This window comes from uncultured Roseobacter sp. (assembly GCF_947496515.1).
In the GTDB taxonomy this organism is placed as follows: domain Bacteria; phylum Pseudomonadota; class Alphaproteobacteria; order Rhodobacterales; family Rhodobacteraceae; genus Roseobacter.
In genome coordinates this window covers 406183-432742 of sequence record NZ_CANMDB010000001.1, presented here as the reverse complement: position 1 = coordinate 432742, position 26560 = coordinate 406183, and the positions used below count along the sequence as shown (strand labels likewise).

22 protein-coding genes are annotated in these 26560 nt (G+C 62.5%); 11 read left to right on the top strand and 11 right to left on the bottom strand.

The annotated features are described in order from the left end of the window. Positions 1–2 precede the first annotated feature (2 nt). From xylB to Q1A53_RS02175, 3 genes are read left to right on the top strand one after another with little or no spacing between them, the layout of a single operon-like run. Entirely contained in the window at positions 3–1442 is a 1440-nt protein-coding gene (gene xylB / locus Q1A53_RS02185; RefSeq protein WP_299962474.1) for a xylulokinase, read from the top strand. Continuing rightward, on the top strand, positions 1439–2743 hold the full coding sequence (xylA, locus tag Q1A53_RS02180; RefSeq protein WP_299962473.1) for a xylose isomerase: 1305 nt from the start codon (positions 1439–1441) through the stop codon (positions 2741–2743). The genes xylB and xylA overlap by 4 nt, the downstream gene beginning before the upstream one ends. Before the next feature lie 12 nt (positions 2744–2755). After that, complete coding sequence (locus Q1A53_RS02175; RefSeq protein ID WP_299962471.1) at positions 2756–3685, top strand: ROK family protein; 930 nt, start codon at positions 2756–2758, stop codon at positions 3683–3685. A 260-nt stretch (positions 3686–3945) separates the two neighbouring features. Here the strand turns inward: Q1A53_RS02175 and Q1A53_RS02170 are convergent, their stop codons facing one another. The 9 genes from Q1A53_RS02170 to Q1A53_RS02130 all read right to left on the bottom strand — a co-directional run bounded on the left by Q1A53_RS02170 (position 3946) and on the right by Q1A53_RS02130 (position 13136). Then, the gene (locus tag Q1A53_RS02170) at positions 3946–5865 is read right to left on the bottom strand and encodes a beta-galactosidase (protein ID WP_299962469.1); all 1920 of its coding nucleotides are present in this window, start codon (positions 5863–5865) and stop codon (positions 3946–3948) included. Further along, entirely contained in the window at positions 5862–6467 is a 606-nt protein-coding gene (locus tag Q1A53_RS02165; protein ID WP_299962467.1) for a 2-dehydro-3-deoxy-6-phosphogalactonate aldolase, read from the bottom strand. The genes Q1A53_RS02170 and Q1A53_RS02165 overlap by 4 nt, the downstream gene beginning before the upstream one ends. Beyond that, a complete protein-coding gene (locus Q1A53_RS02160; RefSeq protein ID WP_299962465.1) occupies positions 6464–7369 on the bottom strand; it encodes a 2-dehydro-3-deoxygalactonokinase in 906 nt (301 codons plus the stop codon). The genes Q1A53_RS02165 and Q1A53_RS02160 overlap by 4 nt, the downstream gene beginning before the upstream one ends. Beyond that, on the bottom strand, positions 7366–8136 hold the full coding sequence (locus tag Q1A53_RS02155; RefSeq protein ID WP_299962463.1) for an SDR family oxidoreductase: 771 nt from the start codon (positions 8134–8136) through the stop codon (positions 7366–7368). The genes Q1A53_RS02160 and Q1A53_RS02155 overlap by 4 nt, the downstream gene beginning before the upstream one ends. Positions 8137–8173: 37 nt before the next feature. Continuing rightward, positions 8174–9517, bottom strand: a complete 1344-nt coding sequence (locus tag Q1A53_RS02150) for an alpha-glucosidase/alpha-galactosidase (RefSeq protein ID WP_299962461.1) — start codon at positions 9515–9517, stop codon at positions 8174–8176. Positions 9518–9543: 26 nt separating this feature from the next. Then, positions 9544–10392 carry a carbohydrate ABC transporter permease gene (locus Q1A53_RS02145; RefSeq protein ID WP_299962460.1) on the bottom strand — a complete coding sequence of 283 codons (849 nt, stop codon included), beginning with the start codon at positions 10390–10392 and terminating at the stop codon, positions 9544–9546. A gap of 1 nt (position 10393) precedes the next feature. Next, the gene (locus Q1A53_RS02140; protein ID WP_299962458.1) at positions 10394–10759 is read right to left on the bottom strand and encodes an MmcQ/YjbR family DNA-binding protein; all 366 of its coding nucleotides are present in this window, start codon (positions 10757–10759) and stop codon (positions 10394–10396) included. A 64-nt stretch (positions 10760–10823) separates the two neighbouring features. Beyond that, entirely contained in the window at positions 10824–11750 is a 927-nt protein-coding gene (locus Q1A53_RS02135; protein ID WP_299962456.1) for a sugar ABC transporter permease, read from the bottom strand. A 129-nt stretch (positions 11751–11879) separates the two neighbouring features. Beyond that, complete coding sequence (locus tag Q1A53_RS02130) at positions 11880–13136, bottom strand: ABC transporter substrate-binding protein (protein ID WP_299962455.1); 1257 nt, start codon at positions 13134–13136, stop codon at positions 11880–11882. 244 nt (positions 13137–13380) lie between these two features. Here Q1A53_RS02130 and Q1A53_RS02125 point away from each other — a divergent pair, with 244 nt between their 5' ends. From Q1A53_RS02125 to Q1A53_RS02105, 5 genes are all read left to right on the top strand, one after another. Continuing rightward, a complete protein-coding gene (locus tag Q1A53_RS02125; protein WP_299963056.1) occupies positions 13381–14172 on the top strand; it encodes an IclR family transcriptional regulator in 792 nt (263 codons plus the stop codon). A 4-nt stretch (positions 14173–14176) separates the two neighbouring features. After that, the gene (ugpC, locus tag Q1A53_RS02120) at positions 14177–15235 is read left to right on the top strand and encodes a sn-glycerol-3-phosphate ABC transporter ATP-binding protein UgpC (RefSeq protein ID WP_299962454.1); all 1059 of its coding nucleotides are present in this window, start codon (positions 14177–14179) and stop codon (positions 15233–15235) included. A gap of 144 nt (positions 15236–15379) precedes the next feature. Further along, complete coding sequence (locus Q1A53_RS02115) at positions 15380–16000, top strand: heme NO-binding domain-containing protein (protein ID WP_299962452.1); 621 nt, start codon at positions 15380–15382, stop codon at positions 15998–16000. A gap of 56 nt (positions 16001–16056) precedes the next feature. Continuing rightward, positions 16057–17991 (top strand): bifunctional diguanylate cyclase/phosphodiesterase, encoded by a 1935-nt coding sequence (locus Q1A53_RS02110; protein ID WP_299962450.1) that lies wholly within the window; start codon positions 16057–16059, stop codon positions 17989–17991. A 765-nt stretch (positions 17992–18756) separates the two neighbouring features. Then, positions 18757–19344 carry a hypothetical protein gene (locus tag Q1A53_RS02105; protein WP_299962448.1) on the top strand — a complete coding sequence of 196 codons (588 nt, stop codon included), beginning with the start codon at positions 18757–18759 and terminating at the stop codon, positions 19342–19344. Here Q1A53_RS02105 and Q1A53_RS02100 read toward each other — a convergent pair. Both Q1A53_RS02100 and Q1A53_RS02095 read right to left on the bottom strand, forming a co-directional pair. Beyond that, the gene (locus Q1A53_RS02100) at positions 19305–20057 is read right to left on the bottom strand and encodes a DsbA family protein (RefSeq protein ID WP_299962446.1); all 753 of its coding nucleotides are present in this window, start codon (positions 20055–20057) and stop codon (positions 19305–19307) included. The genes Q1A53_RS02105 and Q1A53_RS02100 overlap by 40 nt on opposite strands. A 3-nt stretch (positions 20058–20060) precedes the next feature. Continuing rightward, positions 20061–21392: a M48 family metalloprotease gene (locus tag Q1A53_RS02095; RefSeq protein WP_299962444.1), complete on the bottom strand. Its 1332-nt coding sequence runs from the start codon at positions 21390–21392 to the stop codon at positions 20061–20063. 23 nt (positions 21393–21415) lie between these two features. On the opposite strand from Q1A53_RS02095, the gene Q1A53_RS02090 reads away from it, so the two are divergent. The 3 genes from Q1A53_RS02090 (at position 21416) to Q1A53_RS02080 (ending at position 26483) form a co-directional block, all read left to right on the top strand. Next, positions 21416–22558 (top strand): aminotransferase class I/II-fold pyridoxal phosphate-dependent enzyme, encoded by a 1143-nt coding sequence (locus tag Q1A53_RS02090; RefSeq protein ID WP_299963054.1) that lies wholly within the window; start codon positions 21416–21418, stop codon positions 22556–22558. A 65-nt stretch (positions 22559–22623) separates the two neighbouring features. Continuing rightward, positions 22624–23826 carry an N-acetylmuramoyl-L-alanine amidase gene (locus Q1A53_RS02085; RefSeq protein ID WP_299962442.1) on the top strand — a complete coding sequence of 401 codons (1203 nt, stop codon included), beginning with the start codon at positions 22624–22626 and terminating at the stop codon, positions 23824–23826. Between the two features lie 101 nt (positions 23827–23927). Next, positions 23928–26483: a penicillin-binding protein 1A gene (locus tag Q1A53_RS02080; protein WP_299962440.1), complete on the top strand. Its 2556-nt coding sequence runs from the start codon at positions 23928–23930 to the stop codon at positions 26481–26483. The last annotated feature ends 77 nt before the right edge of the window (positions 26484–26560 follow it).

Here is a 26560-nt window from a genome sequence, read left to right as displayed (position 1 = left end):
CCATGTATATCGGTCTTGATCTGGGGACCTCGGGCCTCAAGGCAATTCTCATTGATGCAGAGCAGCGCATTGTGGCGGAGGCGACTGCACCGCTGACAGTGCAGCGCCCGCACCCTGGCTGGTCAGAGCAGAACCCGGCAGAATGGCTTCAGGCCTCCGAGACGGTGTTCGCGGCTCTCGCGGCCGAGCAATCGCTTGATGCGGTGCGGGGCATCGGGCTCAGCGGACAGATGCATGGGGCGACGCTGCTGGATGTGGCGGGTGACGTGCTGCGGCCCTGCATGCTCTGGAACGACACGCGCAGCCATGCGGAGGCCGCCGCCTTCGATGCGGATCCGCAGTGGCGCGATGTGACAGGCAACATCGTGTTTCCGGGGTTCACCGCGCCCAAGGTCGCTTGGGTCCGCGCCAATGAGCCTGAGATCTGGGAAAAAACCGCCAGGATTTTGCTGCCCAAGGACTACCTGCGGCTCTGGCTGATAGGCGAGGCCGTCTCGGAGATGTCGGACGCGGCTGGTACCAGCTGGCTCGATACCGGCGCACGCGACTGGTCGGATGCGCTGCTGAGCGCCAGCGGGCTCAGCCGGGATCACATGCCGCGCCTTGTAGAGGGTGCGGCCCCCTCGGGCCAGTTGCGCGATGCGCTGGCCAGCCGTTGGGGGCTGCCCAAAGGCGTGGTTGTCGCCGGTGGCGCCGGGGACAATGCTGCGGCAGCCGTGGGGATGGGGATTGTCACGCCGGGGCAGGCCTTCGTGTCGCTGGGCACGTCGGGTGTGCTCTTTGCGGCAAGCGCCGCTTACCAGCCCGATGCCCCCTCTGCCGTGCATACCTTTTGCCACGCGCTGCCCGATACATGGCACCAGATGGGCGTGATCCTCGCCTGCACCGACGCGCTGAACTGGTACGCCGGTCTTGTCGGATCGGATGCCGCGACGCTCACCGCAGATCTGGGCCTATTGCAAGCGCCGGGCGAGCCGCTGTTCCTGCCTTATCTGGGCGGTGAGCGCACACCCCACAACGATGCGGCGGCTCGCGGCGCGCTGTTGGGACTGGGCCACGCGACCGACGCGACGGCGGGCGCGCGCGCGGTGCTGGAAGGCGTGAGTTTCGCCTTCCGCGACAGCTATGACGCGCTGACAGGGACAGGCACGCAGATCGACAGCCTCGTGGCCGTGGGGGGCGGCAGCAACTCCGACTATTGGCTGCAGATCCTCGCGACCCTGCTCGATATGCCAATCGATCTGCCCGAAGCCGGTGACTTTGGTGGTGCCTTTGGCGCAGCACGGCTTGGGATGATGGCGGCAACTGGCGCGGGTGCCGAGATTGCAACGCCACCGGTCAGCGCGCGCAGCATCATGCCACAGCCAGCACTGAGCGACGCATTCATGGCCAAACACGCAAAATACCGCGCCGCCTATGCCGCGCTGAAGGAGACACTATGACCGATTTCTTTGCTGGCATCCCGACCGTCACCTACGATCCGTCGGCGCCCATGGATGCGCTGGTCTATCGCCATTATGACGCGGATGAGATGATCAACGGCAAGCGGATGGAGGATCATCTGCGCTTTGCCGTGGCGTGGTGGCACAGCTTTGCCTGGCCGGGCGGCGACCCGTTTGGCGGACAAACATTCGAGCGTCCGTGGTTCGGCGACACCATGGGGCTGGCGCGGATGAAGACGGATGTCGCGTTCGAGATGTTTGCCATCCTCGGTCAGCCGTTTTTCTGCTGGCATGACGCGGACATCCGTCCTGAAGGGGCGAGCTTTGCCGAAAGCAAGCGCAACTTCGAGGAAATCATCGACTACATCGGCGAGAAGATGACCGGCCAAGGGACCAGACTGCTCTGGGGGACGGCGAACCTCTTTTCGCACCGGCGTTTCATGTCGGGTGCGGCCACTAACCCAGACCCGGAGGTCTTTGCCTGGTCGGCGGCGACGGTAAAGAACTGCCTTGATGCCACGCATAAGCTGGGGGGCGAGAACTACGTGCTCTGGGGCGGGCGCGAAGGATACGAGACGCTGCTCAACACCGATCTTAAGCGCGAGCGCGCGCAGGCAGGACGCTTTTTGCAGATGGTGGTGGAGCACAAGCACAAGATCGGTTTCAAGGGCGCGCTGCTGATCGAGCCCAAACCGCAGGAGCCCACCAAGCACCAGTATGACTATGACGTCGCCACGGTTTACGGTTTTCTCAAGGAGTTCGGGCTGGAGGGCGAGGTTCAGATGAACATCGAACAGGGGCACGCTATTCTGGCCGGGCACAGTTTCGAGCACGAGCTGGCGCTGGCCACGTCGCTGGGCATCTTTGGCTCCATCGACATGAACCGCAACGATTACCAGTCCGGGTGGGATACGGATCAGTTTCCCAACAACGTGCCCGAGACGGCGCTCGCCTATTATGAGGTTCTGCGCGCAGGGGGCTTCACCACCGGTGGGACCAATTTCGATGCCAAGTTGCGGCGGCAGAGCCTTGATCCACAGGATCTCATCGCAGCCCATGTGGGTGCCATGGACATCTGTGCCCGCAGCTTCAAGGCGGCTGCGGCGATGCATGCAGACGGCGGTCTTGAAGCGGCTCGGGCGGCACGGTATGCCGGATGGGACGGGGAGGCTGCCAAGACATGGCTGCAGGGCAGTACGCTTGACGAGATCGAAGCACAGGTTGCAGCGGGCGGCATTGACCCGCAGCCCAGATCCGGACGGCAGGAGATCCTTGAGAATTACGTCAGCCGATTTGTCTGAGGACCGCGCGACATGGCATTGATTCTGGCGGATGTAGGGGGAACCAACGTGCGGTTCGCCTGCGCGCGCGGTGGCAAGATCGACGCCACACTGACCAAGCGCTACCAGAATGACGACTATGCGGACTTTGACACCGCCCTGACGGCCTATCTGGCGCATTCGGATGTTCATCAACTGGAGGCGCTATCGGTCGCTGTTGCCGGTCCGGTTACGGCACAGGCCGCGCGGCTGACCAACCGGGGCTGGGAATTTGATGCGCGAAAGCTGGCGGGCCGGCATGGGGCAGGGCGCGTCGATCTGCTCAATGATCTGAGCGCTTTGGGCTATGCGCTCGACAGTCTGGGACCAGAGGGCACGCAGGTCGTTGTGGAGGCCCTTACCGGCGACGGTGATCAGCGGTTGGTTATCGGTGCGGGCACCGGGTTCAACGTCAGCCCGGTCTTGCGCTTTGCGGGACATACCGTGTGCCTGCGGGCCGAGGCGGGTCTTGGCAGTCTGCCGACCCGGGTCGCCGAGATCATGACCGCCTATGTGGGTGGTGCGACGCCCTGGGTGCGCTGCGCCGAGGATGCGGTGCGCGGCCCGGGTCTCGCAGAGCTGCACGCCGCCGCGACCGGCGGTCCAAAGATGGACGCCCGCGACGTGATCGACGCTGCCAATCAGGGCGACAGTGACGCCCGCGCCTCGGTCGAGACCTACGCACGGATGCTGGGCGCCTTCATTCAGGATCTGCGGTTGCTCTACATGCCCTCGGGCGGGATCTTTCTGGCGGGATCCGTCGTGCGCGGTCTGCTCGGCAGTCCGGCGCGCGAGACCTTCGTCGAGATGCTGCAGGCCCAACCCGCGGTCAAACAGCAGATGCCACCGGTGCAGGTGTCGGTCATCACGCAGGACGAAGCCGCTTTGCTGGGCTGTCTGGCCTACGCGCAGGCGCACGGCTGACGGGTTTCGGAGCCGCCGGGCACGGTGGTGGAAGACGGCTGTTCTTGCGCGCCTGTGGAACGCCTTCTTGTGTCGACCGCATTAACGTTGCATGGGTTTGAAAAGCTGAGAGGTGTCGAAGAGACCTAAGCTATTCTCATGAAAATAATACAGATCAAAGTGTTGCGTCCTAAACCTCAAGTTCTTTGGCACTTCCAACCCGGGAGGTTTCCCGGCGCACGACAACGCGGCTGTCGGGCCTTGCAGGCAGACCTATCTCTTTAGCAAGACGCGTGTGGCCACCACACGACATCGGCGGGTTCAACCACTTGATCCTTGTAGGCAACCGGCTTTGATCCGTAGTTGAACACGAACCGGTGGCTGGGGGTGTCACGCAGGCGCAGCCCTTCGGGAAGGTCTTCGACGTCCAGATCCGCCTTCGCGGCAAGCGCACGAATGATCCTGTCCCAAAGCGCCGCATCTGGCCAGGATCCAAGGTAGTGCAGGGTGCCATCGCCAATGAGAACCGGCGCGCCTGCCTCCGTCTCAAAGAGGCACTCCGCCGTCCCTTCCAGCGTCTCGCACCACAGACCGACGCTGCCACCCCCTTTGACGGGTCGCTCGTGGGTGGGCGGCAGGCTCTCAACCCGGGTGGCTGTCACATCAAGGCCGGGCAGGGAAGGACCCATGGGATCAGGGATGCAAAGCTCGTCCGTCACCGCGTTGCTGCGCGGGCCGACCAGAGCGGTGCGTCCCGCCAGCGCCGCACAAAGGGCATCGGGCATTGATGCCAGCCCGGGTGCCAGCGCCAACGCGTAACCCGACAGATCGCTCGTAGAGGACGGCACGATATCAACCGACAGCCCGCGGCGCCGGAGCGCGCGATAGGCGTCAAGCATCAGACGGAAGTAGCTGAAGCCGGTACCTTGCGGAAGCACGTCCCACGCCCAGGCGGAGGGGTAGTCAAAGATCAGCGCGACACGGGCCGCGGCAGTGCCCGCATCCGGCATCTGTGCGATCTCCCGCGCCACCCGGGCAACTTCGGCCAGACCGGGGGCGGCGGCGTTGTCGGGCCGCTTGAGCCCCGCGTGCATCTGCTCCTGCGCGAAAGGAGCCTGACGCCAGCGGAAATAGCTCACGACCTCGGCCCCGTGGGCAAAAGCCTCCCAGCTCCACAGCCGGACCATGCCGGGCAGCGGCGCAGGATTATGCGGCGCCCAGTTTACCGGCCCTGGCTGCTGCTCCATCACCCACCAGCGGCCGTCGCGCCCGACCGCGCGGTAGAGATCGTGATGAAAGGCCTGCATGTCCGGGTCGCCCTGCTGAAGAAAGCGGGCCTTGTGCTCTGCCGTGCCTTCCAGCCGGTCAGAGAGGAACCCGATGGGATAGCTGTCCCATGTGGCAATATCGAGGCTGGCACCCACGTCGAAGTGATCGAACTCCAGCACCCTGCCCATGTAGTTGTGCAGCAGGGGTGCGTCGGTCCGTGCGCGCAGCACGTCGGCCTGCGCGGTGTGATAGGCCACCACCTGATCTGAACTGAAGCGGCGAAAGGCCATGTCGTGGCTTGGGTTGGCCTGAGTTACGGTCAGGTTGGGCAACTCGATCTCGTCGAAATCGCGGTATTCCATCGACCAGAAGACATTGCCCCAGGCTTCGTTCAGCGCTGTGATCTCGCCGTACCGGTCGCGCAGCCAGAGGCGAAACGCGTCGCGCGCGGCCTCGGAGTAGGACAGGATGGTGTCGTGACAGCCGTATTCATTGTCGATCTGCCAGGCGTGGATGCGCGCATCGCGCCCGTAGCGGTCGCCCAGAACCGCAGCGATGTCAGCGCTGGCGGCGCGGTAGCCCGCGTGGCTGAAGCAGTAGTGCCTGCGCGACCCGAACTTGCGCAGCTGACCGGAGGCATCCCGTGCCAGCATGTCGGGGAAGCGCTCCAGCATCCAGCGCGGCGGCGTGCAGGTCGGCGTGCCGAGCACGATCTTGAGGCCCGCAGACGACAGGACATCGATGGCCCGGTCCAGCCAGTCAAAGGTGAAACGGCCCGGGTCCGGCTCCAGCCTGCTCCAGGCAAACTCACCGATCCGGACCCAGGTGATACCCGTGGCGACCATCTCTGCGGCGTCCCGGGCCCACATGTCCTCCGGCCAGTGTTCTGGGTAGTAGCAAACGCCAAGCGCGCGCTGCAAAGGTCCTGTCACGCAGATGCCGCAGTGTAGGCGGCCACGATGGTCCGCGCGCGGTCTGCCACATCCGCCACGCTCATGCCGGGTTTGTAGATGGCAGATCCGATGCCGAACCCATCCGCGCCAGCCGCGATCCAATCGGCGAAATTCTCGGGACCCGCGCCGCCGACGGCAAAGACCCGTGTGCCTTCGGGCAATATCGCGCGCATGGCTGCTAGACCTGCAGGCCCCGCCATGGTGCCGGGAAAGAGCTTGAGCCCGTCGGCACCCGCCTGCAGCGCCGCGAGCGCCTCTGTCGGGGTAAAGACACCGGGCCAGCTGTGCAGTCCCAGCGACTTGCTGACGCGGATCACCGCCGTGTCACAATTCGGAGAGACGATAAGCTTGCCACCCGCCTTTGCCACTGCTTCAACCTCTGGAACGGTCAGGACGGTGCCTGCGCCGACCAGCGCCCGCTGGCCAAAGGTTGCAGCAAGTGTGCCGATGCTCCGCAAGGGATCGGGCGAGTTCAGCGGCACCTCGATCTGGGTGATCCCGGCGGCGATGAGTGCGGCGCCGATGGCTTCGGCTTCCGCGGGCGTGATCCCCCGCAGAATGGCGATGATGGGCAATGTCATGCGCGTTCTTTCTGGGTGCGATAGGCGGCGGTCAGGCCTGCCAGAGTGGCTCTTTCGGTATCGACCAGCATCGCCTCGATCCCCTGCGGGCGCAATGCGCGCTGGTAGGCCTGCGCCTGATCACCCATGCCGAGAATGGCGATGTTCTGGCCCAGCCAATAGTGCCGCGCGGCGGCGAGCTCCGCCCCGATCAGCACCCCCGACAGCGCGCCCCGGATGGCTGCGTCCTGCGTGCCGTGCAGCAGATGACCCGCGCGCAGGCTAAAGAGTTTCGCGGCAAACCGTTCGGGGTGACCCATGGCGTCGCTGACTGCGGTATCGAAAGCCTCCGCGTCAAATCCATCGGTCGTCAGCGAATGACGCAGCACAGAGTGACCGCTCAGCAAGGCAAAGATCTCGCCGGTCATGAAGGTCTGAAAGCTGACGACCTCACCCGCGCTCAGATGGACCCATTTAGTGTGGGTCCCGGGCAAGCACAGCACACCGTCCCAGCCGGGGTTGAGCGCGAGGAACCCCGCGATCTGCGTCTCCTCCCCGCGCATGACGTCCGCGGGCCGCCTTTGCGACAGACCGCCCAGCACATGCACCGCAAGATCGCCCGTGACCGGGGCAGGGGTGAGAGTCGGATCCAGCGGGACACAAGGAACCTCGCGGTAGGGCGCCTCTACCCATCCCTGACGAGAGCCGACCATGCCGCAGGCGATCACCGGAACCGGGCCGGCGCTCAGCCATGGGCCGACCAGCGCCATCAGCGCAGGTTCGAACCCTGTTCGGTCAAGCCTGCCCATACCGTCCTGGGAGACCGATCGCGCAAGCACCGTCGCATCCCGCATCGCAAACGCGCGCAGGTGCGTCGTGCCCCAGTCGACGGCAATCCACTCCGGTGTGGGGGTGTCGCTCATCCGGTGGTTACCACACCGCCGTCGACCACCATGCACTGGCCCGTCATCATGCGGCTGGTCCTGGAGGCCAGAAACAGCACCGCCTCCACGATGTCCTGCGGCGCGAGATGCGTCTTGAGGCACTGGCGGTCCAGATGCGCTGCCAGCCCTTCGGGCGTGGCCCATTTGTCCAACTGCTTGTCGGTCAACACCCAGCCGGGCGCCAGCGCATTGACGCGAATGCCATCGGGTCCAAGCTCGCGCGCCAGGCTGCGGGTCAGTGCGGTGATACCGCCATTCGCTGCCGTATAGGCTGGGTAGCCCGCATTGCCCATCATGTAGCTGATGGAGCTGAAGTTGATGATGGACCCTGACCCACGCGCCTGCATTGCGGGGGCCACAGCCTGGGCCGCAAAGAAGTAGGCCTTGAGGTTGACGGCCATCAACTGGTCCCATTCGTCGGGACTGATCTCCGCCCAGCTGTGCCGTTTATCATTGGCCGCGTTGGACACGAGCGCATCCACCGGGCCATGTGCCTCCGCCGCTGCCGCGATGCTTCGGTGCAGCGCCTCGGTATCGGTGATATCCCCCTGAAAGAAGAGCGGTTTGACCCCGTGCTTCTCGCCCATCTCCTCGACAAATCCGCTGGCGTCGGACCGCCCGATAAAGGCGACCTTGGCCCCTTGTGCCAGAAACCCGTCGGTCAGGTCCGCCCCGATGCCGGAGCCGCCGCCCGTAATGTAGACAGAAGCTCCGTCGAGGTCGTTAAAAGTCGCATTGCGTGTCATATCGGACCTTTGCCGAAGAGAGGAAATCTCAAAACCGTCAGGCCGCGCGCGACCGGCGGGCCCAGCCGGGCAACCAGTCACCATGCGCCACCAACAGATCATCCACCAGCGATTTGATCTGGCTCAGATCCAGCTCGGCAGCCGTGCGGGGATCCATGTAGGCGGCGTGATAGATGTGTTCCACGTTCTCGGTCAACAGCGCCTCGACGGTGAGCTGCTGGACGTTCACGGAGGTGTTCATCACTGCCAGCAGATGCGGCGGAATATCGTCCACGACCGTGGGCTGCAGCCCGTTTGTATCCACCAGACAGGGCACCTCGACGGCAGCCCCTGTAGGCAGCTGCGGGATCAGTCCGGTGTTCGCCACATTGCCATAGACCACCGACGGCGTGCCCGTCACGATGCTGTCCATGATGGTCGCAGCATATTCGTTGGAGACAGTGTGCTCGATCCGCTCGGCCTGCTGCAAATCGCGGTATTGCCTTTCCCATGCGCTGACCTGCTCGGCACAGCGGGTCGGGTATTCGTCGAGCGGGATGCGGAAGCGTTCGATCAGATCGGGCCGGTGCGATTTAATGAACCAGGGCACGTATTCGGCAAAATGCTCGGAGGACTCGGTGCCAAAGTATCCCAGATGCATGAAGGTCTCGTAGCGGACCAGATTGGGGCAGCGTGGGTTCCAGCGGCTCTCCAGCGGGATCTTGCCCGCGCGGTAGCCGGCCCGCATCGCAGGATAAAGATCGTTGCCATCCCGGTCGGTCAGCTCCAGCAGGAATGCCACGTGATTGATGCCACCCACCCGATAGCGCAGCGATGCCTCGTCCATCTCCAGATCCAGCGCCAGCTCCTCGACGGTGTTTTGCACGGAATGGCACAGGCCCACCTGCTTGAGCCGAGGGTAACGCGAGGTCAATGCCCAGGTATTGATGGCCATCGGGTTCACGTATTGCAGCATCAGCGCATCGGGGCAGACCGCGGCCATGTCGTCGGCGATAGACCACAGATGCGGTACCGTCCGTAAACCGCGCATGATGCCGCCGATACCCAGCGTATCTGCAATGGTCTGGCGCAGACCGTAGCGGTTGGGGATGTCGAAATCGATCCGTGTCGCAGGCTCGAACCCGCCGATCTGGAACGCCACGATCACGAAATCCGCCCTCTCCAGCGCCTCGCGCTGGTTGGTATGTGTCGTGACACTGGCGCTCGCGCCCAAGCTCATCACCAGCTTTCGCGCCACCAGCTCGGACTGCGCGAGCCGCTGCGCATCAATATCCATCAACGCGATATGCGCTTCTCGCAGCGCGGGCTTGCTCAGCGCATCGCCAATGAGGTTCTTCATGAAGACGGTGGATCCCGCCCCGATCATCGTGATCTTTGTCATGTCTTGTCTTGTCTCGTGATTGAGGGTTACTTGACGGCCCCGAGGGTCAGTCCCGCGATGAAGTGTTTTTGCATGGCAAAGAACATCAGCACCGGCGGCAGGGCGGCAACAATGGAGCCCGCGCTCATCAGGTGATACGCGGCCCGGAACTGCGCATTGAAAGAGGTGATCCCGGCTGTGACAGGCTGGCTTTCTGGGCCCTGGGTCAGAACCACAGCCCAGAAGTAATCATTCCAGATGAAGGTAAAGATCAGCACGCTGAGTGCCGCAATCGCGGGTTTCATCAGCGGAATGACCACATACCAGAAGATCTTCCACTCCGCGATCCCCTCGACCCGCGCCGCCTCGATCAACTGGAACGGCAGCGCCCGGATGAAATTGCGCATGAATAGCGTGCAAAACCCCGTCTGGAACGCCACATGGAACAAGACCAACCCCGTCTTGGTGTTGTAAAGCCCCATGTCGAGCGTCAGGTCGCGCACGGGCACCATCAGGATCTGGAATGGAACGAAGTTACCCGCCACGAACATGAAGAAAACCCAAATGTTCGACTTGAACTTGTAAATGCCGAGCGCAAATCCCGCCAGACAGGAAAGCGTGACCGCCCCGATGACCGTCGGCACGGTGATCAGCATGGAATTCAGCATGTACCGCGGCATGTCGGAGTTGAAAAACACCTGACCGTAGTTGTTCACCAGCTCGAAAGACGATGGCATCCCCCAGTAGTTGCCTTGGGTGAAATCCACCGCAGGCTTGACGGAGAAGATCGCAACCGCAATCAGCGGCAACAACCACAGGATCAATGCCATGGGCAACAGCGACTGATAGGTCAGCTGCCAGGTCCGGGAGCCTTTCTCGATGGGTGTTGGAAACATCTCAGATCTCCTGGCGTTGGGGCAGGGCGGCTTGGGCCTTCTTGGTCAATCCGGCCCGGACGGCATCGTAGGATACGGCCACGCGGTGGCGGGCCTCGTCGGCAGGCAGGCTCGGCAAATCCAGCCGCACCCAGGCACCGCGAAAATACGCGGGCTTTCCTGCGACACCGCTGTCAATCAGCACACGGGCCATCTCCGCATCGGCACAGCGCACCACCACATGATCGTCATTTTCGGCGCGATTATCCGTATGTCCGAAACAGGCAAACATCTTGCCGCCCACTTTCCACGCGTCGAGCTCGCCCGGGCCCGACAGAACCGCCCCGGGATGCACGGCACAGAGCGCGTCAAATGCCTCCCTGGTCATGATCGCTCCCCCGTCATCTTGCCGGATAAACTCCCACCGGAGGTATAAAATCTCTTTTGATGGCTCACCGGCCCCGCTCCTCGGACCACATGGACCATAGGAAATAGGCGATAAAGACCAGCATGATCAGGAACAGCACCACTGCGATGGCCGCGCCATACCCCATGCGGAAGCCGTATTCCGACAGCGCCTTCTCAAACATGTAGAAACTCAGGACCCGGGTCTGACCAAAGGGCCCCCCGTTGGTCATCACGGAGATCAGATCAAAGGAGCGCAACGCGCCGATGATGGTCACCACAAAGGCGATGAAGGTTGCAGGCTTCAGCTGCGGGATAATGATAAACCACAGCATCCGCCAGCCCTTGGCACCATCGAGCCGCCCGGCCTCGATCTGTTCGGGATCAACCGCGTTTAGGCCCGTGAGATAGAGGATCATGCAATAGGCCGTCTGCGGCCAGAGCCCGGCCGCAATGATGCCGTAGGTGGCAAGTGTCGGATCGCCCAGCACGTTGATAGGTCCCATGCCGAAAACCCCAAGCACGGTGTTCAACAGCCCCTCGTTGGGCAGGTAGAACCATGAAAAGACCAGCCCCACGACGACCTGGCTCAACACGAAGGGAAAGAAGAATAGCGATTTGTAGATCCGGATCCCCGTGACCGTCTGGTTCAGAAAGAGCGCGATAAAGAGCCCTCCGGGGATCGCCAGAAGGTAGAACAGCAACCACTTGAGGTTGTTCCACAACGACACCTCAAAGGCGCTGTCGTCCATCAGCTCCGCATAGTTGTCCATGCCGACAAAGCGCGCCTCGCCCAGCCCATCCCAGTCGTAGAAGGAAATCGCGATCGACTGATAGATCGGCCAGACAACGTAGAAGACAAAAAACAGGATGGCAGGTGCCAGGAACAACCATGGCGTGACCGCAATCTCGTTGCGCTTGTACCAGCCGCGCTGCGATTTCGCGGCGGCAATCGTGGGATCTATGGCGGTCATCGGCGCATCTCCTCCGTCGTGCGATGGGATAGTCGCGGCGCATTCGTCAACGGCTCTGTCTCGCTGGCGGATGGGTCGCGGAGGGGGCGACTGGCCGGGCGTCTGAGCGCCGCCCGGCCAGCCGATTGTTTATTGGTAGACGCGCTCCTGCACCTTATCCAGGCGGTTCAGGATATCGTCGAGGTTGTCCGGAAATACCATGAATTCCTGCAGACCCTGCATCGCTTCATTGGCCATTTCCGCCGGGAAGTCGCGGTCGAAAAACTGCGCCACACCACCGGGGCTGTTCTCCGACAGCATGGTGAACCCTTCGTTCAGGAACTTGTCGTCATCCACGGATGCCTTGGAGTTCACCGGCAACTGCCCGAGATTTTCGCCGTTGTTGATCTCGGTCTGAACATTGGCCGACACCAGATAGCGCAGGAATTCGCGGGCCGCTTCCTTGTTCTGAGCCTTGGCCGGAATGTGGAACGTATCGGTCGGCGCATCCTCGGCCAGTGCGATCCCGTCGGTGATCGTGGGGAACTGGTAGAAGTCGAGCTTGTCGTCGTCCAAACCAGCCTCGCGCAGCGGTGCCACGGCGAAGTTGCCTTTGAGGATCGACGCCGCCTCGCCGTTGACAAGGAAGGGCAGGGATTCCTGCCAGCTGTAGTTCTGGTGGTTTTCGACAAAGGCGCCCATGTCGATCAGCTCACGCCAGTTGGCAAAGGTCTCGCGCACCCGGTCGTCGGTCCACTTCACGTTGCCCTGCGCCAAATCCATATGGAAATCAAAGCCGTGGGTCCGCATATTCAGGTAGTCGAACCAGCCGCCAGCCGTCCACAGGAACTTTGTGCCGATGGTATAGCACTTGCGGCCGGAGTCGATCACAGCCTGACAGTTCGACTTCATCTCTTCGAAGTTCGCGGGCTCGCTCAGCCCCAATTCGTCGTAGATGTCTTTGCGGTAGTAGATTCCCCACTGGTAGTAGGTATAGGGTACGCCCCACTGCTTGTCGTCGATGGTCATCGCCCCCTTGGTGGAGGCAAGCGCCTCGGCGATTTCGGGCTCTTCCCACAAATCAGAGACGTCCTCGAACAGACCGGCCTCGACAAAGGGGGTCATGCGGTTCGCAGCATACCAGGTTGCCACATCCGGTGCATCTGCCGTCAGGAAGTTCCGGATCTGCGTCTTGTAGGCATCACGGTCGATGATCGTTGTCTCGATGTTCAGATCCGGGTGCAGCCCTTGGAAATCGCTGATCATCTGTTCCATCGTCGCCCGCGGCGCGGGGTTCGATGTGTCCAGAAAGATCTTCAGATCGCCTGTCAGCTCCGCCGTTGCGGTGCCGGCAAGCAGGGTCGATCCCGCCAATGCCATGAGCATTGTCTTGGTGGTGAAACGCATGGTGTCCTCCCTCAGGTACGTGTGCGAGTCGCATCAGCCGGGTGGCTCACATGAAGTTTCATTATGTGGAACCCGGTTTTATATATTGAAAACTACAGCGCAATCTGCTTACCCTGTCAACAGTGTTCTTCGCCAAGGGCTGAGCAATACGCCAGGGGAGAGGCGGAAGATACTCGGGTCAGGCCCGAGTATGACGGGGTGTCGGGGGCGCGAGCGCGTCGGCGCCATGAGGGAGGAGATAGCCATGTCCGGCGACGGCACGGTGGGAAAAGCGTTGGATGTGTTGGAGCAGGTGGCCGCCTATGGCAAGCCCGTCCGGTTCGCGACGCTGCTCGCCGAGAGCCAGTTCCCCAAAGCCACGCTTTACCGCTTTCTGCAGACCCTGACCTCCCAGGGCATGCTGGCTTATGACCCGCATCACCAGACCTATACACTGGGCGTGCGTCTGCTGCGATTGGCCCACGCCGCCTGGACCCAAAGCTCACTCGCGCCCATCGCGCGCCCCTTCATCGACCGGTTGAGCGCGGAGACAGGGCAGACCGTGCATCTGGCGCAGCTGGATCATGCCCAGGTGCTCTACGTGGACAAGCGCAACGCAGCCAAACCGGTCGAGATGTTCTCAGCCGCTGGCAAGGTGGGGCCTGCCTACTGCACGGGTGTCGGCAAGGCGATGCTGGCTTTCCTGCCGGAACCAGAGTTGGCCAAGGCGCTTGCGCAGCAGTCGTTTCACCGTTTCACCGACAACACCTACACGACGCCCGAGACGCTCTGTGCCGAGCTCGAAGAGATCCGCAAGCGCGGCTACGCCTTTGACCGTGAAGAACACGAGCCGGGCATTGTTTGCATTGCACAACCGATATTGACCGAGCGGCGGCGGCTTCTGGGCGCGATGTCGGTGACCGGCGCGCTAAGCAGCACCACGCTTGAAGAGCTGGAGCACCTTGTCCCCCGGCTCGCCCGCACGGCGCAGGCCATCGCCGATGAGGCGCAGGCCTGGCGGTTCCCCGATACGCATTTTCAACATATGAGGGCATGACAACATGACAGGCGTTACCTTGAACGGAGCCATCAAGCGCTACGGAGACGTACAGGTGATCCACGGCATCGACCTGGCCATCGAGGATGGCGAATTCTGCGTCTTTGTCGGCCCTTCCGGTTGCGGCAAATCCACCCTGCTGCGGATGATCGCGGGGCTGGAGGAGACGACCGAGGGCGCCATGCACATCGGCACGCGGGATGTGACCCGGATGGATCCGTCGGAGCGTGGTGTCGCCATGGTGTTCCAGACCTACGCGCTCTATCCGCATATGACGGTCGAGGACAACATGGGCTTCGGGCTCAAGATGAACGGCGTGCCGAAGGGGGAGATTTCGCAGAAGGTCAAGGCGGCTTCCGACATCCTCAAGCTGGACGACTACCTCAAGCGCAAGCCCAAGGCGCTATCCGGCGGGCAGCGTCAGCGCGTGGCCATCGGGCGCGCGATCGTGCGCGGACCGGAGGTTTTTCTCTTTGACGAGCCACTCTCCAACCTCGATGCGGAGTTGCGCGTCGAGATGCGGGTGGAGATCGCGCGGCTGCACAAGGAAATCGGGGCCACGATGATCTACGTGACCCATGATCAGGTCGAGGCGATGACCTTGGCCGACAAGATTGTGGTGCTGCGCGCCGGTGTGATCGAGCAGGTCGGCGCGCCGCTGCAACTCTACCGCGATCCAGACAACAAGTTCGTGGCGGGGTTCATCGGATCTCCCGCGATGAACTTTCTCAACGGCACCGTGGCGGAGGGTGGTGTCGAGGTGCCGGGTCTGGGGCGGACGGTGCCCGTTGACGTAACGTTGCCACCGGTCGGAACAGCGGTCACCCTCGGGGTGCGGCCGGAGCACCTGGAGGTGCGGCGCGGCACGGGTGCGCTGAATGCCGAACTGTCGGAAGCCCTGGGCGGGGTCAGCTATCTTCACCTCGACACACCCAACGGCGAGCGGATCATCGTCGAAGAGCGCGGCGATGACCGCGCCGCCGAAGGCGAGACGGTGGATGTAACCTTTGAAAGCCGCCGTGCCATGGTGTTCGATGTCAAGACGGAACAGCGCATTCGCTAGTCACCGCTCGTTTGCAGTGCCTACCGACGCGCAGCGGGGATAGGGTCTGATCGCTGATGCGGTCGGACCAGCAATGCGATCTTGTGAAAACCGAATTTTAGGACTTCTGCGGCATGTTCCCGGTCTGTGCTTTGGGAAGTCCGTGTGATCGGTATCATTGAAAAAGTGGTCGTCGAATGCTTGCTTGAGGCTGGTGGTGATGAACTGCGGCTTGATGCGTTTCTGAAGGCCGGGATCCCAAATGATCGTGTCTACCGAATCGACAGCCACTACCCGGATGAAGAGACACAGCGTCTGATCGCGGCAACGCTGGAGGTCACGGGCCTGTCCGAAGATGCCTTGTTCAAGCTGTTCTCTGCCCGGTTCTTTGAGGTGATCGCGCAGGTCTTCCCCAAGTTTATCGAAATGGCAGAGAGCTCCGAAGATCTTGTTCGCATGCAGGCAAAGATCCACGCCTTGATGGCGTCCGGCACCCGCACGCCCGAGGGCAGCAGCGAGACGGAAGACAAGTTCACCGTCGAGGAGCAGAGCGACCACCATCTGATCGTGCGGTACCGATCGCATCTCCAGTTATGCGGCCTCTATATCAAGCTGGTGGAGGCTTGCGCGCACCGCTTCGGAGATGAGGTCGTGCTGGAGGAACTGACCTGTCGCAACAGGGGCGACGATGCCTGCCGCATCCGTGTGAAGTGGACGGCCATTGACGGTGTTCCGACACAGTATGCCTCGAAAGATCCGAGCGCTGTCTCGGACCGGCGGGCGTGAGGCGCACTGCGATGCCGAAAAAAGCACAAAAGGCAATTAGCGCCAACGACGTGACGATGCCTGCACCGGTCCCGGACATCCCGGCGCCGGTCCGGGTAGAGGACAGCGCTGTCGCCAAATCCAGCACGGACCGGATGGTGGAGGCGATTGCCGACCAGCTTTGTATGATCGTCGCAGACAACTACGACATTCGAATTGCCGTCGACGCTGATGAGGAGAACCTCCAGGTTCAGAAGCTGACAGTTCTCATCAACTCGCTGTTGGAGAACGTCCGGCGCAATATCGGGTCGCTGTCCGAACTGGCGGGGGATCTCGAAAGCAAGGTGCAGGAACGCACGCTTAAGCTGGATCTTGTGGTGCAAGGCTCAAACGACGGCGTCTGGTTCTGGAATCTCGACAACAACACAGTCGAATATTCGAAAAGATGGGCGGAACTCGTCGGGCTTGATGCGGAGGAGCTGACCAGTATCGAAGACTGGCTGACGCGCGTTCACCCCGACGATGAGGAGCGGCTGCGTGCAGCGCTGCGCGAACATTTGCAGGGCGTGAAACCACATTTGCGCGAAGACTACCGGATCCGTCACTCGGACGGGACCTACCGGTGGATGTGGTGCCGCGGGCGCTGCCATCGGGGCGAAAACGGCCGCGCCACATTTATGGCCGGAACGCAGACCGATGTGCATCGGATGCGCTCCATCGACAGCCTGACGGGCCTGCCCAACGAACTGGCGCTGATGGCCGCGCTGGATGATATGATCACGGCGGGCCTCAGCTTTTATGCCTTCGTTATCGCCGTGCCGCGCATTGATGCCGTCAACGATGAAGTCGACAGCGAGGAGCTGTCATCGCTGCGGCGTGCGATTGCGCAGCGATTGTCGTCACGCCTGCCGTTCGGTGCGGATCTGGCGCATCTTTCGGGGGATTTCTACGCTGCCGTCGTGCCACGGGAGGTGCTCTTCGGCGATCTGGAAGAGATCGTCATCTCACCCCTTCTGAGCGCGTTCGAAAAACCTGTTCTGACCAAGCGGCAACGGGTCTGGCTGGACATCACCATCGGTGCGACGATGCCCATCGGCAAGACCGGCCATACGGCTGCGGATGTGATGCGCGACGCCTGGACGTCCTATCGCGCGGCGCGGCTGCGGCGGGTGCGCTCCAACATGCTGTCAGCCGATCAGATCGACGCGGCACGCAGCCATGCCAATATGGAGCAGCTGGTCCGCATGGCGTTGGAGCGGGACTGGTTCGTTCCGCATTTCCAGCCGATCGTCGATATCAGCGCGGCGACCATTCGCGGGTTTGAGACACTCTGCCGGCTGGAGCACCCCGATCAAGGTATCATCATGCCCGGTGACTTCATTTCCGTGGCCGAACGGTTGAGTGTCATGGATCAAATCAGTGTGCGGATGCTGGACCGTGCGCTGGATCTGCTGGGCGAGTGGTCGACCCGAGCAGCACCTTACGACGGATTGTTCCTGACCGTGAACCTTGAGCCGCAACAAATCCTGCAAACGGACCTGCCTCTGCGTCTCGAAAAGGCGCTCAAGCAGCGGAAAATCCGGCCCGAACTGCTCAAGATCGAGATCGTTGAAAGCTCTGTCATCGGTAATTTTGAGACAGCGGCCCGCCAGATCGCCACGATCCGCGCGATGGGGATCCAGATCGCGCTGGATGACTTCGGGACAGGGTACTCTTCGCTGGAATACCTCAACCAGCTGTCTTTCGACCTGATCAAGATCGACAAGACCTTTGTGGACGGCATTGAGACTGACGGGCGCAAGCGCTCCATGATCAAGATGATGAGTGTTTTGGCAAATGCGCTTGGTGCCGATGTCTGTGTTGAAGGGATCGAAAGCGATCCGCAAGCCCGGGTCGCTGAGGAGCTCGGCATAAAATTCGCGCAGGGTTTTCTGTATTCGCGGCCGGTCGCACAATCACAGATCGACGAACTTCTGGGCGGTACCACGGGCGTCAAAAGACGGCTGGCCTGATCCTGCCAGGTCCGGGTCGCCGGACGGCGGCACGCTGCACATTCTGATGTCTGTATTGGATCTTATTTTCGCTCCGAGGTTCCTTCTTCATGATCAGCTCATGACGCTAGGGCCTCGCTGCTACACCAAAACCGGGGGCAGGTCGGGGATGCAGCTCTCGAAGACGCCCGCGTTGGTAAGAAATCCCTTAGGGCTTGTCAGACTGACTTGTGCCTACGCCATTGCCGCACACCGGGTCGTCTTCATCGAGCGCTGAACGTGACGTTTCCTTTTTGAGCGAGACGAAGCTATTGGCCCCCTGTCATGGCGAGATACCGAGGCGCTGCCGGGCGGTGGTCGGGCCGACCCCTCGAGTAGGATTTTAGATACACATAAATATCGGCATGGAAACATCGGAGTTTGGGGCGACTGAGGTCATCACCGGCTATGTTGGACCATCTCTGTAATTGCCAGCCAGGCAACGAAGGCACCGATGTTACCCGATTTGTCCGATGAAGTCTCATCCGCTCAAGACATGGCGTCAGTAACCGTAGGCGGCGTCCTTGATAGCTGCAGGTGTCATGATGCGAGTGTCAAAAGAGGATAGCCTTGGTCCCATTCCGCCACGCAGGCCCATCATCGCCCGGACCGAAGCAACAAACGCACCGCCAGATCTTGGCCGGATTTTCGGGAACGGTGCGGCGGATACCACCGCCAAAGCCGCGTAGATGTGAAACCTCGGGGAACCATGTTTTTCATATCTCTGCGCGATAACAGAGGCGCTGCGTGACATTGCTGAGCCAAAGCTTCGTGGCCAAGAATGCCGATAGGCAAATCGCAGACATCCAAACTCGCAGTGCCGCCATGGACCGCTATATCGCGCTTGGCATAGCTCTTACAGGGCAGCTCCGCCCAAAGGAAAAAGGAAGCACCACCGTCATCAGGTGTGCGCAACAAAACCGTGCCGGGCCAGGAGACGCGATACCAAAGCTCTCACAAGACGGGTATGAAACAGCCCACCGGATCGGCGCCAATGGCTCAGAACGTCGTCAGTTTGGGAAAAAAGATCATGAGCTAATACACAGCAGTCGCGACCAGATCTTTCACCGCAAGATCAAACGTCAGCGCAGCGCGATCCGTCGCGCATCGCCAGAAGTCGATGCAAGGCTCTCTTTTCGCGAAGACCAGCAACGACCCCTGCGGCAATGGCAACTCCGCAACCAAGGCTGTCACCGACTGCAGAATGACCGGCCTCAAGGACAAAAGACATGCGCCTATTCTGGCACGACAGAGACCACGGGCGAAAGGCCTTCGAAGGCCTTTCCACCGCCGCGTCACAAGTCGCGCTTTTCCTCCAGCAGGGCGCGCATCTGATCATAAGGCAGATAGCCGCGAAGCATCTCGTCCTGCATCACGAAGGTCGGGGTTCCGGTGATGCGCAGGTTCTGTGCCAGCGCGCGGGTGGCGGCGATCTCTTCGGTCACTTCCCGCGCGTCCATCCGCGCCTCGATGGCGTCCGTATCCAGCGAATAGGTGCCCGCCAACCGGCGCAACACGGGCATGGTGATGTCGCCGTTCAGCGCCATCAACGCATCATGCACGGACTTGTAGGCGTCATCGCCTTCGATCTGCCGTGTCGCGATGGCAAAACGCGAGGCCAGCACAGATTGCTCGCCCAGTATCGGGAACTCCTTGACCACAAAGCGAATGTTGCCGTCTGTCTCCAGCAGCTTCTCCACCTCGCCGAAGGCGCGTTTGCAAAAGCCGCAGCGGTAGTCCATGAACTCCACCAGCGTGATGTCGCCATCGGGGTTGCCACCCACGTAAGAAAAGCCGTCGTTGAAAAGAGCCTCGGCGTGATCCTGAACCAGGCTGACGTCTGCCTGGGCCTGCGCCTGGGCCTGTTGATCTTCGAGCGCCTGAACCGCTTCCATGATCACCTGTGGATTCTCCATCAGGTAGCTGCGAACGGCGTCACCAAAGGCCGCGCGTTCTGCGTCGCTCATGCTTTCGAGATCCAGGGCCGCGGCGGGGACGGTGAGGCAGCCGAGGGCGAGCGCAGCCGGTAGGGCCAGGCGTTTCATCATGTGTTATCTCCGTTTTTCGGCGCGTTCGGATGCAATCAACACATCCTGCGCGCGTTGCCAAGGGGCGGTGCCGGCAGCAAGCAGACCCACCGCGCGTTTTGCGTGAATGCCGGCGTCCTCCAGCCGACCCCGGAGCGCGTAGCGTTCCGCTGTAATCAGGGCCGCCATGCCCGTCTGACCGGACTTTGCATAAGCCACCGACAGATCCCGCAGCATGGAGCCATCGCGAAAATCGATCCCCCGCGCTTTTTCCAGCACTTGCCGCGCCCGGCTGATCTCGCCCACGGCCAGCAGCGCACCGCCGTAGCCCGACAGTACCAGCGCGTCATTGGGCGCCAGTTTGACCGCCCGCCCATAGGCGGCAGCGGCGGCCTGAAAGTTCCGGGTTTCTAGCAGGATTTGCCCGCGCTGGTCGTGCAGAAAGGGATCATTCGGGCGGCCGGCGATGGCCCTGTCGATGGCATCAAGCGCGCGTTTGGTGCGCGACTGACGATGCTCGGCGATGGCCTCGCGCAGCAGCCGCACGTCCTGGTAGGGGCTGTCTTTCAACCTGCCGAGGGTCCACTTGGGGCTGCGGGTATAGGCGCTCAGCTTGCCCTGCACCCGTTCGAACCAATAGGCCGCCGTGGCATCGGCGGGTACATCCGTACCATAGGCGGCAACATAGCCTTCTACCGCGCGCAACCGGTCGCGCGTCAGCGGATGGCTGCGCAGATAGCTGTCCTGCCGCCGCTCCGCCAGCACCTCTTGCCCCCGAAAGAGCGCCAGCACATCGGCCATACCCTGCGGGTTTACACCGCTCGACTTCATGAAGCGGATGGCGGATTGGTCGGCGGAGGATTCTTCGGCCCTCGTGTGCTTGAAAAAACGTGCCTGGGCCGAGCTTTGGGTGCCAAGAGCGATGCCGCCCGCAGCCCGTCCCGCCCCCGAGGCGGCCGCGACCGCCGCCAGCGCCAGGCCAAACCCCGCGGCAGAACGCGCGCTGGCCATATTCGTCATGCGCCGCGTGATATGACCGTTGGCGATATGGGCGGCCTCATGGGCGATCACCGCCTGCAGCATGGGGGCGTTGTTCATGCGATTGATCAGACCGTAGTTGATGAAAATCGCGTCATTGCTGACCACGAAGGCGTTGAGCCCGCTGTCGTTGACCACCAGCACCTTGACGCGGCTCGGGCTGAGCCCCGCGGCATTCAAGACCGGGGTCGCCAGTTGTTTCAGCCCATATTCGATATCCGCATCGCGCAGCAGACTTTGTGCCGCAACAGGCAGGCTGAGCAGCCAGATCAGCAGGGCCGGGATTGACGCTGCCCGAAAGAACAGGTGAAAACGCATGAAACGGAGACTGGAACGGAATGATGCGTACTTCAAGACGATCCGTCGTCGATCCCTTCATTGTGATGGATGTGATGGCCGCCGCTGCCCGGGCCGAAGCGGAAGGCCGCCGTATTATCCATATGGAGGTGGGCCAGCCCGGCGTCGGCGCGCCGGCCGCCGCGACCGCGGCGCTCGCGCAGGCAATGGAGAAGGGTGCGCTCGGCTACACCGTGGCCTTGGGATTGCCAGCGCTGCGCGCCCGCATCGCACGGCTCTATGGCGAGTGGTATGATGTGGATCTGAGCCCTGACCGGGTGGTGATCACGCCGGGGTCTTCGGGCGGCTTTCTGCTCAGCTTCACGACGTTGTTCGACACCGGGGACCGGGTCGGCATCGGCGCGCCGGGCTATCCCAGCTACCGCCAGATCCTGCGCGCGCTGGACCTCACCGCCGTCGATCTGCCTACCAGTGCCGCGCATCGCTATCAGCCCGCGCCGGGGGATCTGGAAGATCAGGATCTGGCCGGTCTGCTGGTGGCATCGCCCGCCAATCCGACAGGCACCATGCTGGACAAGCCCGCGCTTTGTGCGCTGATCGACGCCATGCAAGGGGCAGGGGCCGCGTTTATCTCGGACGAGATCTACCACGGCATCGAATATGAGGCCAAGGCCGTCACCGCTCTGCAGATCAGCGACGATGTGCATGTGATCAACTCGTTTTCCAAGTATTTCTCCATGACCGGGTGGCGTGTGGGCTGGATGGTGGTGCCGGAGGATCACATCCGCGTGGTCGAGCGGATCGCCCAGAACATGTTCATCTGCGCGCCCCACGCCAGCCAGGTTGCAGCCCTCGCGGCCATGGACGCGACAGAAGAGCTACAGGCCAATCTGAAGGTCTACCGCGAGAACCGCGCGCGCATGCTGGCGGGGCTGCCGGAGGCGGGCTTTACCCGGATCGCGCCGCCCGATGGTGCCTTCTATGTTTACGCGGATGTGTCGGAGCTCACCGACGACAGCCGCGCGTTTGCCGCCGAGATCCTCGAACAGGCGGGCGTTGCCGTTACCCCCGGGCTCGATTTCGATCCGTCCCGCGGCCATACCACCTTGCGTTTCTCCTACGCCCGCAGCACCGCGGATATCGACGAGGGGCTGGCGCGGCTGAAGGATTTCATGGCGCTGCGCTGATCGGGGGATTCCCCTCACCGGGCCTTTTTGCTAAGACAGTGGCAAAACAACCGGGCAGAGCAGACATGATCCGGACATTCCTGACAGGCGCGGTCCTTCTATGGGCCGTTGCAAGCCCTGCCGCGGCGCAGGGCATCGCCCGCGTCGATCCGCAGGCCAGCGGCGTCGTGGACGGGTGGTTTTCCGCACCCAGCGTGCAGCTGTACCTGAGCCAGGGGGTGCCCTTCCGCGTTTTCACGCTGGACAGCCCGCCAAGGCTGGTGATCGATCTGAGCGAGGCGGACTGGACCGGCGTCACCCCGACCGATCTGCTGCCAGCGCCGGGTGCTATCACCGCCATCCGCTTTGGTGCGCATGGGCCCGGCTGGTCCCGCCTGGTGGCCGAGCTTGCCGAACCGATGGCGTTCGAGGCGGGTATGACCCTGGATCAAAGTGCAGGAACCGCGCGGCTTCAGGTCGATCTGTCAGCGGTCTCTGCAACCGAATTCGCGGCCCGCGCGGGTCCGCCCGATGGTGCGCTCTGGGCGCGGCAGACCCCGACCGAGGTCGCACCGATCGTCGACGACCGCTTTGTCGTCGTGATCGACCCCGGCCATGGCGGCAAGGATCCAGGTGCCGAGCGGGAGGGCCTCAACGAAAAGGGTTTGATGTTGCAGATGGCGCGCGCCTTGCGCGAGGCCCTTCTGCGGGCGGGCGATCTGGAGGTCGTGCTGACCCGCGATGCGGATCTCTTCGTGCCGCTTGAGACCCGCGCCGCCATAGCGCACCGGGCGGGCGCGGATCTTTTCGTGTCGCTGCACGCGGATGCGCTGAGCGCGGGAGATGCGGAGGGGGCTGCCGTCTATATCCTGTCCGATCAGGCACAGAGCAGCGCAAGCGCTTATCTGGCCTCGCGCCAGAACCGCGACGAGATCCTCGCTGGCAGCGATTTACGCAAGACCGATGACACGGTGACGGGCGTGCTGCTGGATCTTGCCCGACAGGAAACGCAGCCACGCAGCCGCACGCTAGCCACTTCGCTGATCCGTGGCATGGCGGCGGCGGGCGGGCCAATGAACGGCCACCCGCTGCGTCATGCGGGGTTTTCGGTGCTGAAATCCGCCGACATCCCCTCCGTGCTGATCGAGGTCGGCTTTTTGTCCAGCGCGCGGGACCTGACCAATCTGCGCGATCCGACCTGGCGCGCGGCCATGGTCGGCGGCATTGCGCGTGGCATTCTTGAGTGGCGCGACGACGATGCGGCCCGGCGCGCGCTCGTCCGGCAATGATCCACCGACCGGACCCAGGCACCCCGGGTTTCGTGTTTTGACGCGAGAGGTCCGCGTGCCTATATAGGCCACAACCCAGTTACCGAAAGGCGTACCGCCCCTTGTTCCGTTTCATCCTGTCTTTCTTCGGTGGCATCTTCACCATGATCACCCTGGCCATCGCCATGGTCGCGCTCTCGGTGGGGGCGGTTTTCTGGATGTATGGCCGCGACCTGCCCAGCCACGAGTCGCTGGCGCAATACGCACCGCCCACCATCAGCCGGATCTATTCCGGTCAGGGCCAGATCATCGATGAGTTCGCCAAGGAGCGCAGGCTCTTTGCACCAGCGGAGACGATCCCCGATTTGGTCAAGCAGGCGTTCATCTCGGCTGAGGACAAGAATTTCTACACCCATGACGGCTATGATCTGCGCGGCATCGCGGCAGCCGCATATGATGCGGTGGCCTCTCGCGGGCAGGACGTGCGCGGCGCCTCGACCATCACTCAGCAGGTCATGAAGAATTTCCTTTTGTCCGGGGATCGCCGGGCCGAGCGCAAGATCAAGGAGCTGATCCTTGCCGCACGGATCGAGGAAACGCTCACCAAGGAAGAAATTCTGGAGCTCTATCTCAACGAGATTTTCCTGGGCCAGAACTCCTATGGTGTGGCGGCGGCCAGCCAGACCTATTTCAACAAGACGCTCGCCGATCTCGCCCCGCATGAGGCCGCGTTTCTGGCGTCCCTGCCCAAGGCCCCCAGTGATTATCATCCGGTGCGGCAGAAAGAGCGCCTGCTCGCCCGGCGCAATTTCGTGCTCAAGGAGATGATGGAAAACGGCTACATTTCGCAAGTCGCGTTCCGCGAGGAGGTCAATGCGCCGCTGCGTTCCGTTCAGAACGGCGATTTCGAAGGGTTCCGGCAGGAGCTGCCACCGCGGGACTACTTCACCGACGAGATCCGCCGCCAGCTCACGGATGATTTCGGTGAGGGAGAGTTCTTTACCGGTGGTCTTACCGTCCGCGCGACCATCGATCAGGAACTGCAACCAGTCGCCGCCGAGGCCCTGCGCGCGGAGCTTGAGCGCTACGACCGGGCGCGCGGCGTCTGGCGTGCGGCGCGGACCAAGATCGACCCGGAACGGCTAGGAGATGAGGAAAGCTGGCGCGACGCGCTCTCCGGCACCCCGTTCCCGCGTGACATCGAGTTGAACGGTCCGTGGTATCCTGCGGTAGTTCTGACAGTGGGCGAGAGCTCGGCCCGCATCGGCATCGAAGGTGTCGTTGAAGACGAGGACGGTCACTATATCGCCGCCGAAGACGTCACCTGGGCGCGCAAACGCGACGAGGACGGCACGCTCGGGCCGCGCGCACGCGTGGCCGGTGATTTGCTGGAGGTTGGCGATGTGGTTCATGTGCGCGCCATGACCTCGGATGAAGACGGCACGTTTCAGCGCTGGTCCCTGCGACAAGTGCCCGACGTGCAGGGTGGTTTCGTCGCCATGGACGTCAACACCGGTCGCGTGCTCGCGATGCAGGGTGGCTTCTCTTACCAGTCCAGCGTTTTCAACCGTGCGACGCAGGCGCTGCGGCAGCCCGGTTCCAGCTTCAAGCCCTTTGTCTACGCCGCAGCACTCGACAGCGGCTATTCTCCTGCCACCATCGTGGTGGACGCGCCGATTGAGATCAACACACCGCAGGGTCTGTGGCGGCCGCGCAACTCCACCCGGCAGTTCTATGGTCCGACGCCTCTGCGCACCGGCATCGAACGGTCGCGCAACCTGATGACGATCCGGCTGGCGCAGGAGATCGGCATGGATGTGGTAGCGGATTACGCTGAGCGCTTTGGCGTCTATGACAACATGGGCACCTTCCTTGCCAACTCGCTCGGCTCCGAAGAAACGACGCTTTACCAGATGGTTGCTGCCTACGCGATGTTCGCTAACGGTGGTGAGCGGGTGGAGCCAACGCTGGTGGACCGGGTGCAGGACCGCTACGGCAATACCATCTACCGGCACGACCAGCGGACCTGCCGCGATTGCGCGCAGCCCCGGCTGCCTGAGGGCATGGCGCCACGTGTCGTATCGAACCGTGAGCAGATCATGGACCCCATCACCGCCTACCAGCTCACCTCCATGATGCGTGGCGTCGTGGAACGGGGCACGGCAGCGCGCACGGTCAACCTCTCGGTGCCGACCGCTGGCAAGACCGGCACCACCAATGACGCGAAGGACGTGTGGTTCGTGGGCTTCACCAGCAACATCGTGGCCGGCTGTTACATCGGCTACGATCAGCCGCGCAGTCTGGGCCGGGGTGCTGCCGGTGGCAGCATGTGTGGTCCGGTCTTCCAGAACTTCATGCAGGAGGCCACCCGCAAATACGGTGGCGGCCCGTTTGAGGTGCCCACCGGTGGGCGCTTTATCAAGATTGACCGTTTCACCGGCGCACGGCTCAGCGATGATGCCACGGGCGAAGCGGTTGTGGCAGAGTACTTCCGCGATGGGGAGGCTCCGATTTTCGGGATCGCCTTTGACGGCGGCTTTGCTATGGGTCAGAACCTGCCGCTCTTTGAGGAGGTCGGCGCGAGCCAGGGCAGCGAGGTGACCACCTCCACCGGCGAAAGCGTGACCGTGGCCCCGAAAGCGGATTTCGGTACCATAAGCTCAGGCGGGCTCTACTGATACCCGTCGCAACGGGGTTCAATCGTTTGAGCCGCTGACACCGTCGGTTTTTCCTGACGCGGCTATGACCGTCTCCC

What these genes read in the sequence shown, in the direction of transcription:
- xylB (WP_299962474.1), top strand. Translation starts at nt 3, where the DNA reads ATGTATATCGGTCTTGATCTGGGGACCTCGGGCCTCAAGGCAATTCTC.
- xylA (WP_299962473.1), top strand. Translation starts at nt 1,439, where the DNA reads ATGACCGATTTCTTTGCTGGCATCCCGACCGTCACCTACGATCCGTCG.
- Q1A53_RS02175 (WP_299962471.1), top strand. Translation starts at nt 2,756, where the DNA reads ATGGCATTGATTCTGGCGGATGTAGGGGGAACCAACGTGCGGTTCGCC.
- Q1A53_RS02165 (WP_299962467.1), bottom strand. Translation starts at nt 6,467, where the DNA reads ATGACATTGCCCATCATCGCCATTCTGCGGGGGATCACGCCCGCGGAA.
- Q1A53_RS02160 (WP_299962465.1), bottom strand. Translation starts at nt 7,369, where the DNA reads ATGAGCGACACCCCCACACCGGAGTGGATTGCCGTCGACTGGGGCACG.
- Q1A53_RS02155 (WP_299962463.1), bottom strand. Translation starts at nt 8,136, where the DNA reads ATGACACGCAATGCGACTTTTAACGACCTCGACGGAGCTTCTGTCTAC.
- Q1A53_RS02150 (WP_299962461.1), bottom strand. Translation starts at nt 9,517, where the DNA reads ATGACAAAGATCACGATGATCGGGGCGGGATCCACCGTCTTCATGAAG.
- Q1A53_RS02145 (WP_299962460.1), bottom strand. Translation starts at nt 10,392, where the DNA reads ATGTTTCCAACACCCATCGAGAAAGGCTCCCGGACCTGGCAGCTGACC.
- Q1A53_RS02140 (WP_299962458.1), bottom strand. Translation starts at nt 10,759, where the DNA reads ATGACCAGGGAGGCATTTGACGCGCTCTGTGCCGTGCATCCCGGGGCG.
- Q1A53_RS02135 (WP_299962456.1), bottom strand. Translation starts at nt 11,750, where the DNA reads ATGACCGCCATAGATCCCACGATTGCCGCCGCGAAATCGCAGCGCGGC.
- Q1A53_RS02130 (WP_299962455.1), bottom strand. Translation starts at nt 13,136, where the DNA reads ATGCGTTTCACCACCAAGACAATGCTCATGGCATTGGCGGGATCGACC.
- Q1A53_RS02125 (WP_299963056.1), top strand. Translation starts at nt 13,381, where the DNA reads ATGTCCGGCGACGGCACGGTGGGAAAAGCGTTGGATGTGTTGGAGCAG.
- ugpC (WP_299962454.1), top strand. Translation starts at nt 14,177, where the DNA reads ATGACAGGCGTTACCTTGAACGGAGCCATCAAGCGCTACGGAGACGTA.
- Q1A53_RS02110 (WP_299962450.1), top strand. Translation starts at nt 16,057, where the DNA reads ATGCCTGCACCGGTCCCGGACATCCCGGCGCCGGTCCGGGTAGAGGAC.
- Q1A53_RS02100 (WP_299962446.1), bottom strand. Translation starts at nt 20,057, where the DNA reads ATGATGAAACGCCTGGCCCTACCGGCTGCGCTCGCCCTCGGCTGCCTC.
- Q1A53_RS02095 (WP_299962444.1), bottom strand. Translation starts at nt 21,392, where the DNA reads ATGCGTTTTCACCTGTTCTTTCGGGCAGCGTCAATCCCGGCCCTGCTG.
- Q1A53_RS02090 (WP_299963054.1), top strand. Translation starts at nt 21,416, where the DNA reads ATGCGTACTTCAAGACGATCCGTCGTCGATCCCTTCATTGTGATGGAT.
- Q1A53_RS02085 (WP_299962442.1), top strand. Translation starts at nt 22,624, where the DNA reads ATGATCCGGACATTCCTGACAGGCGCGGTCCTTCTATGGGCCGTTGCA.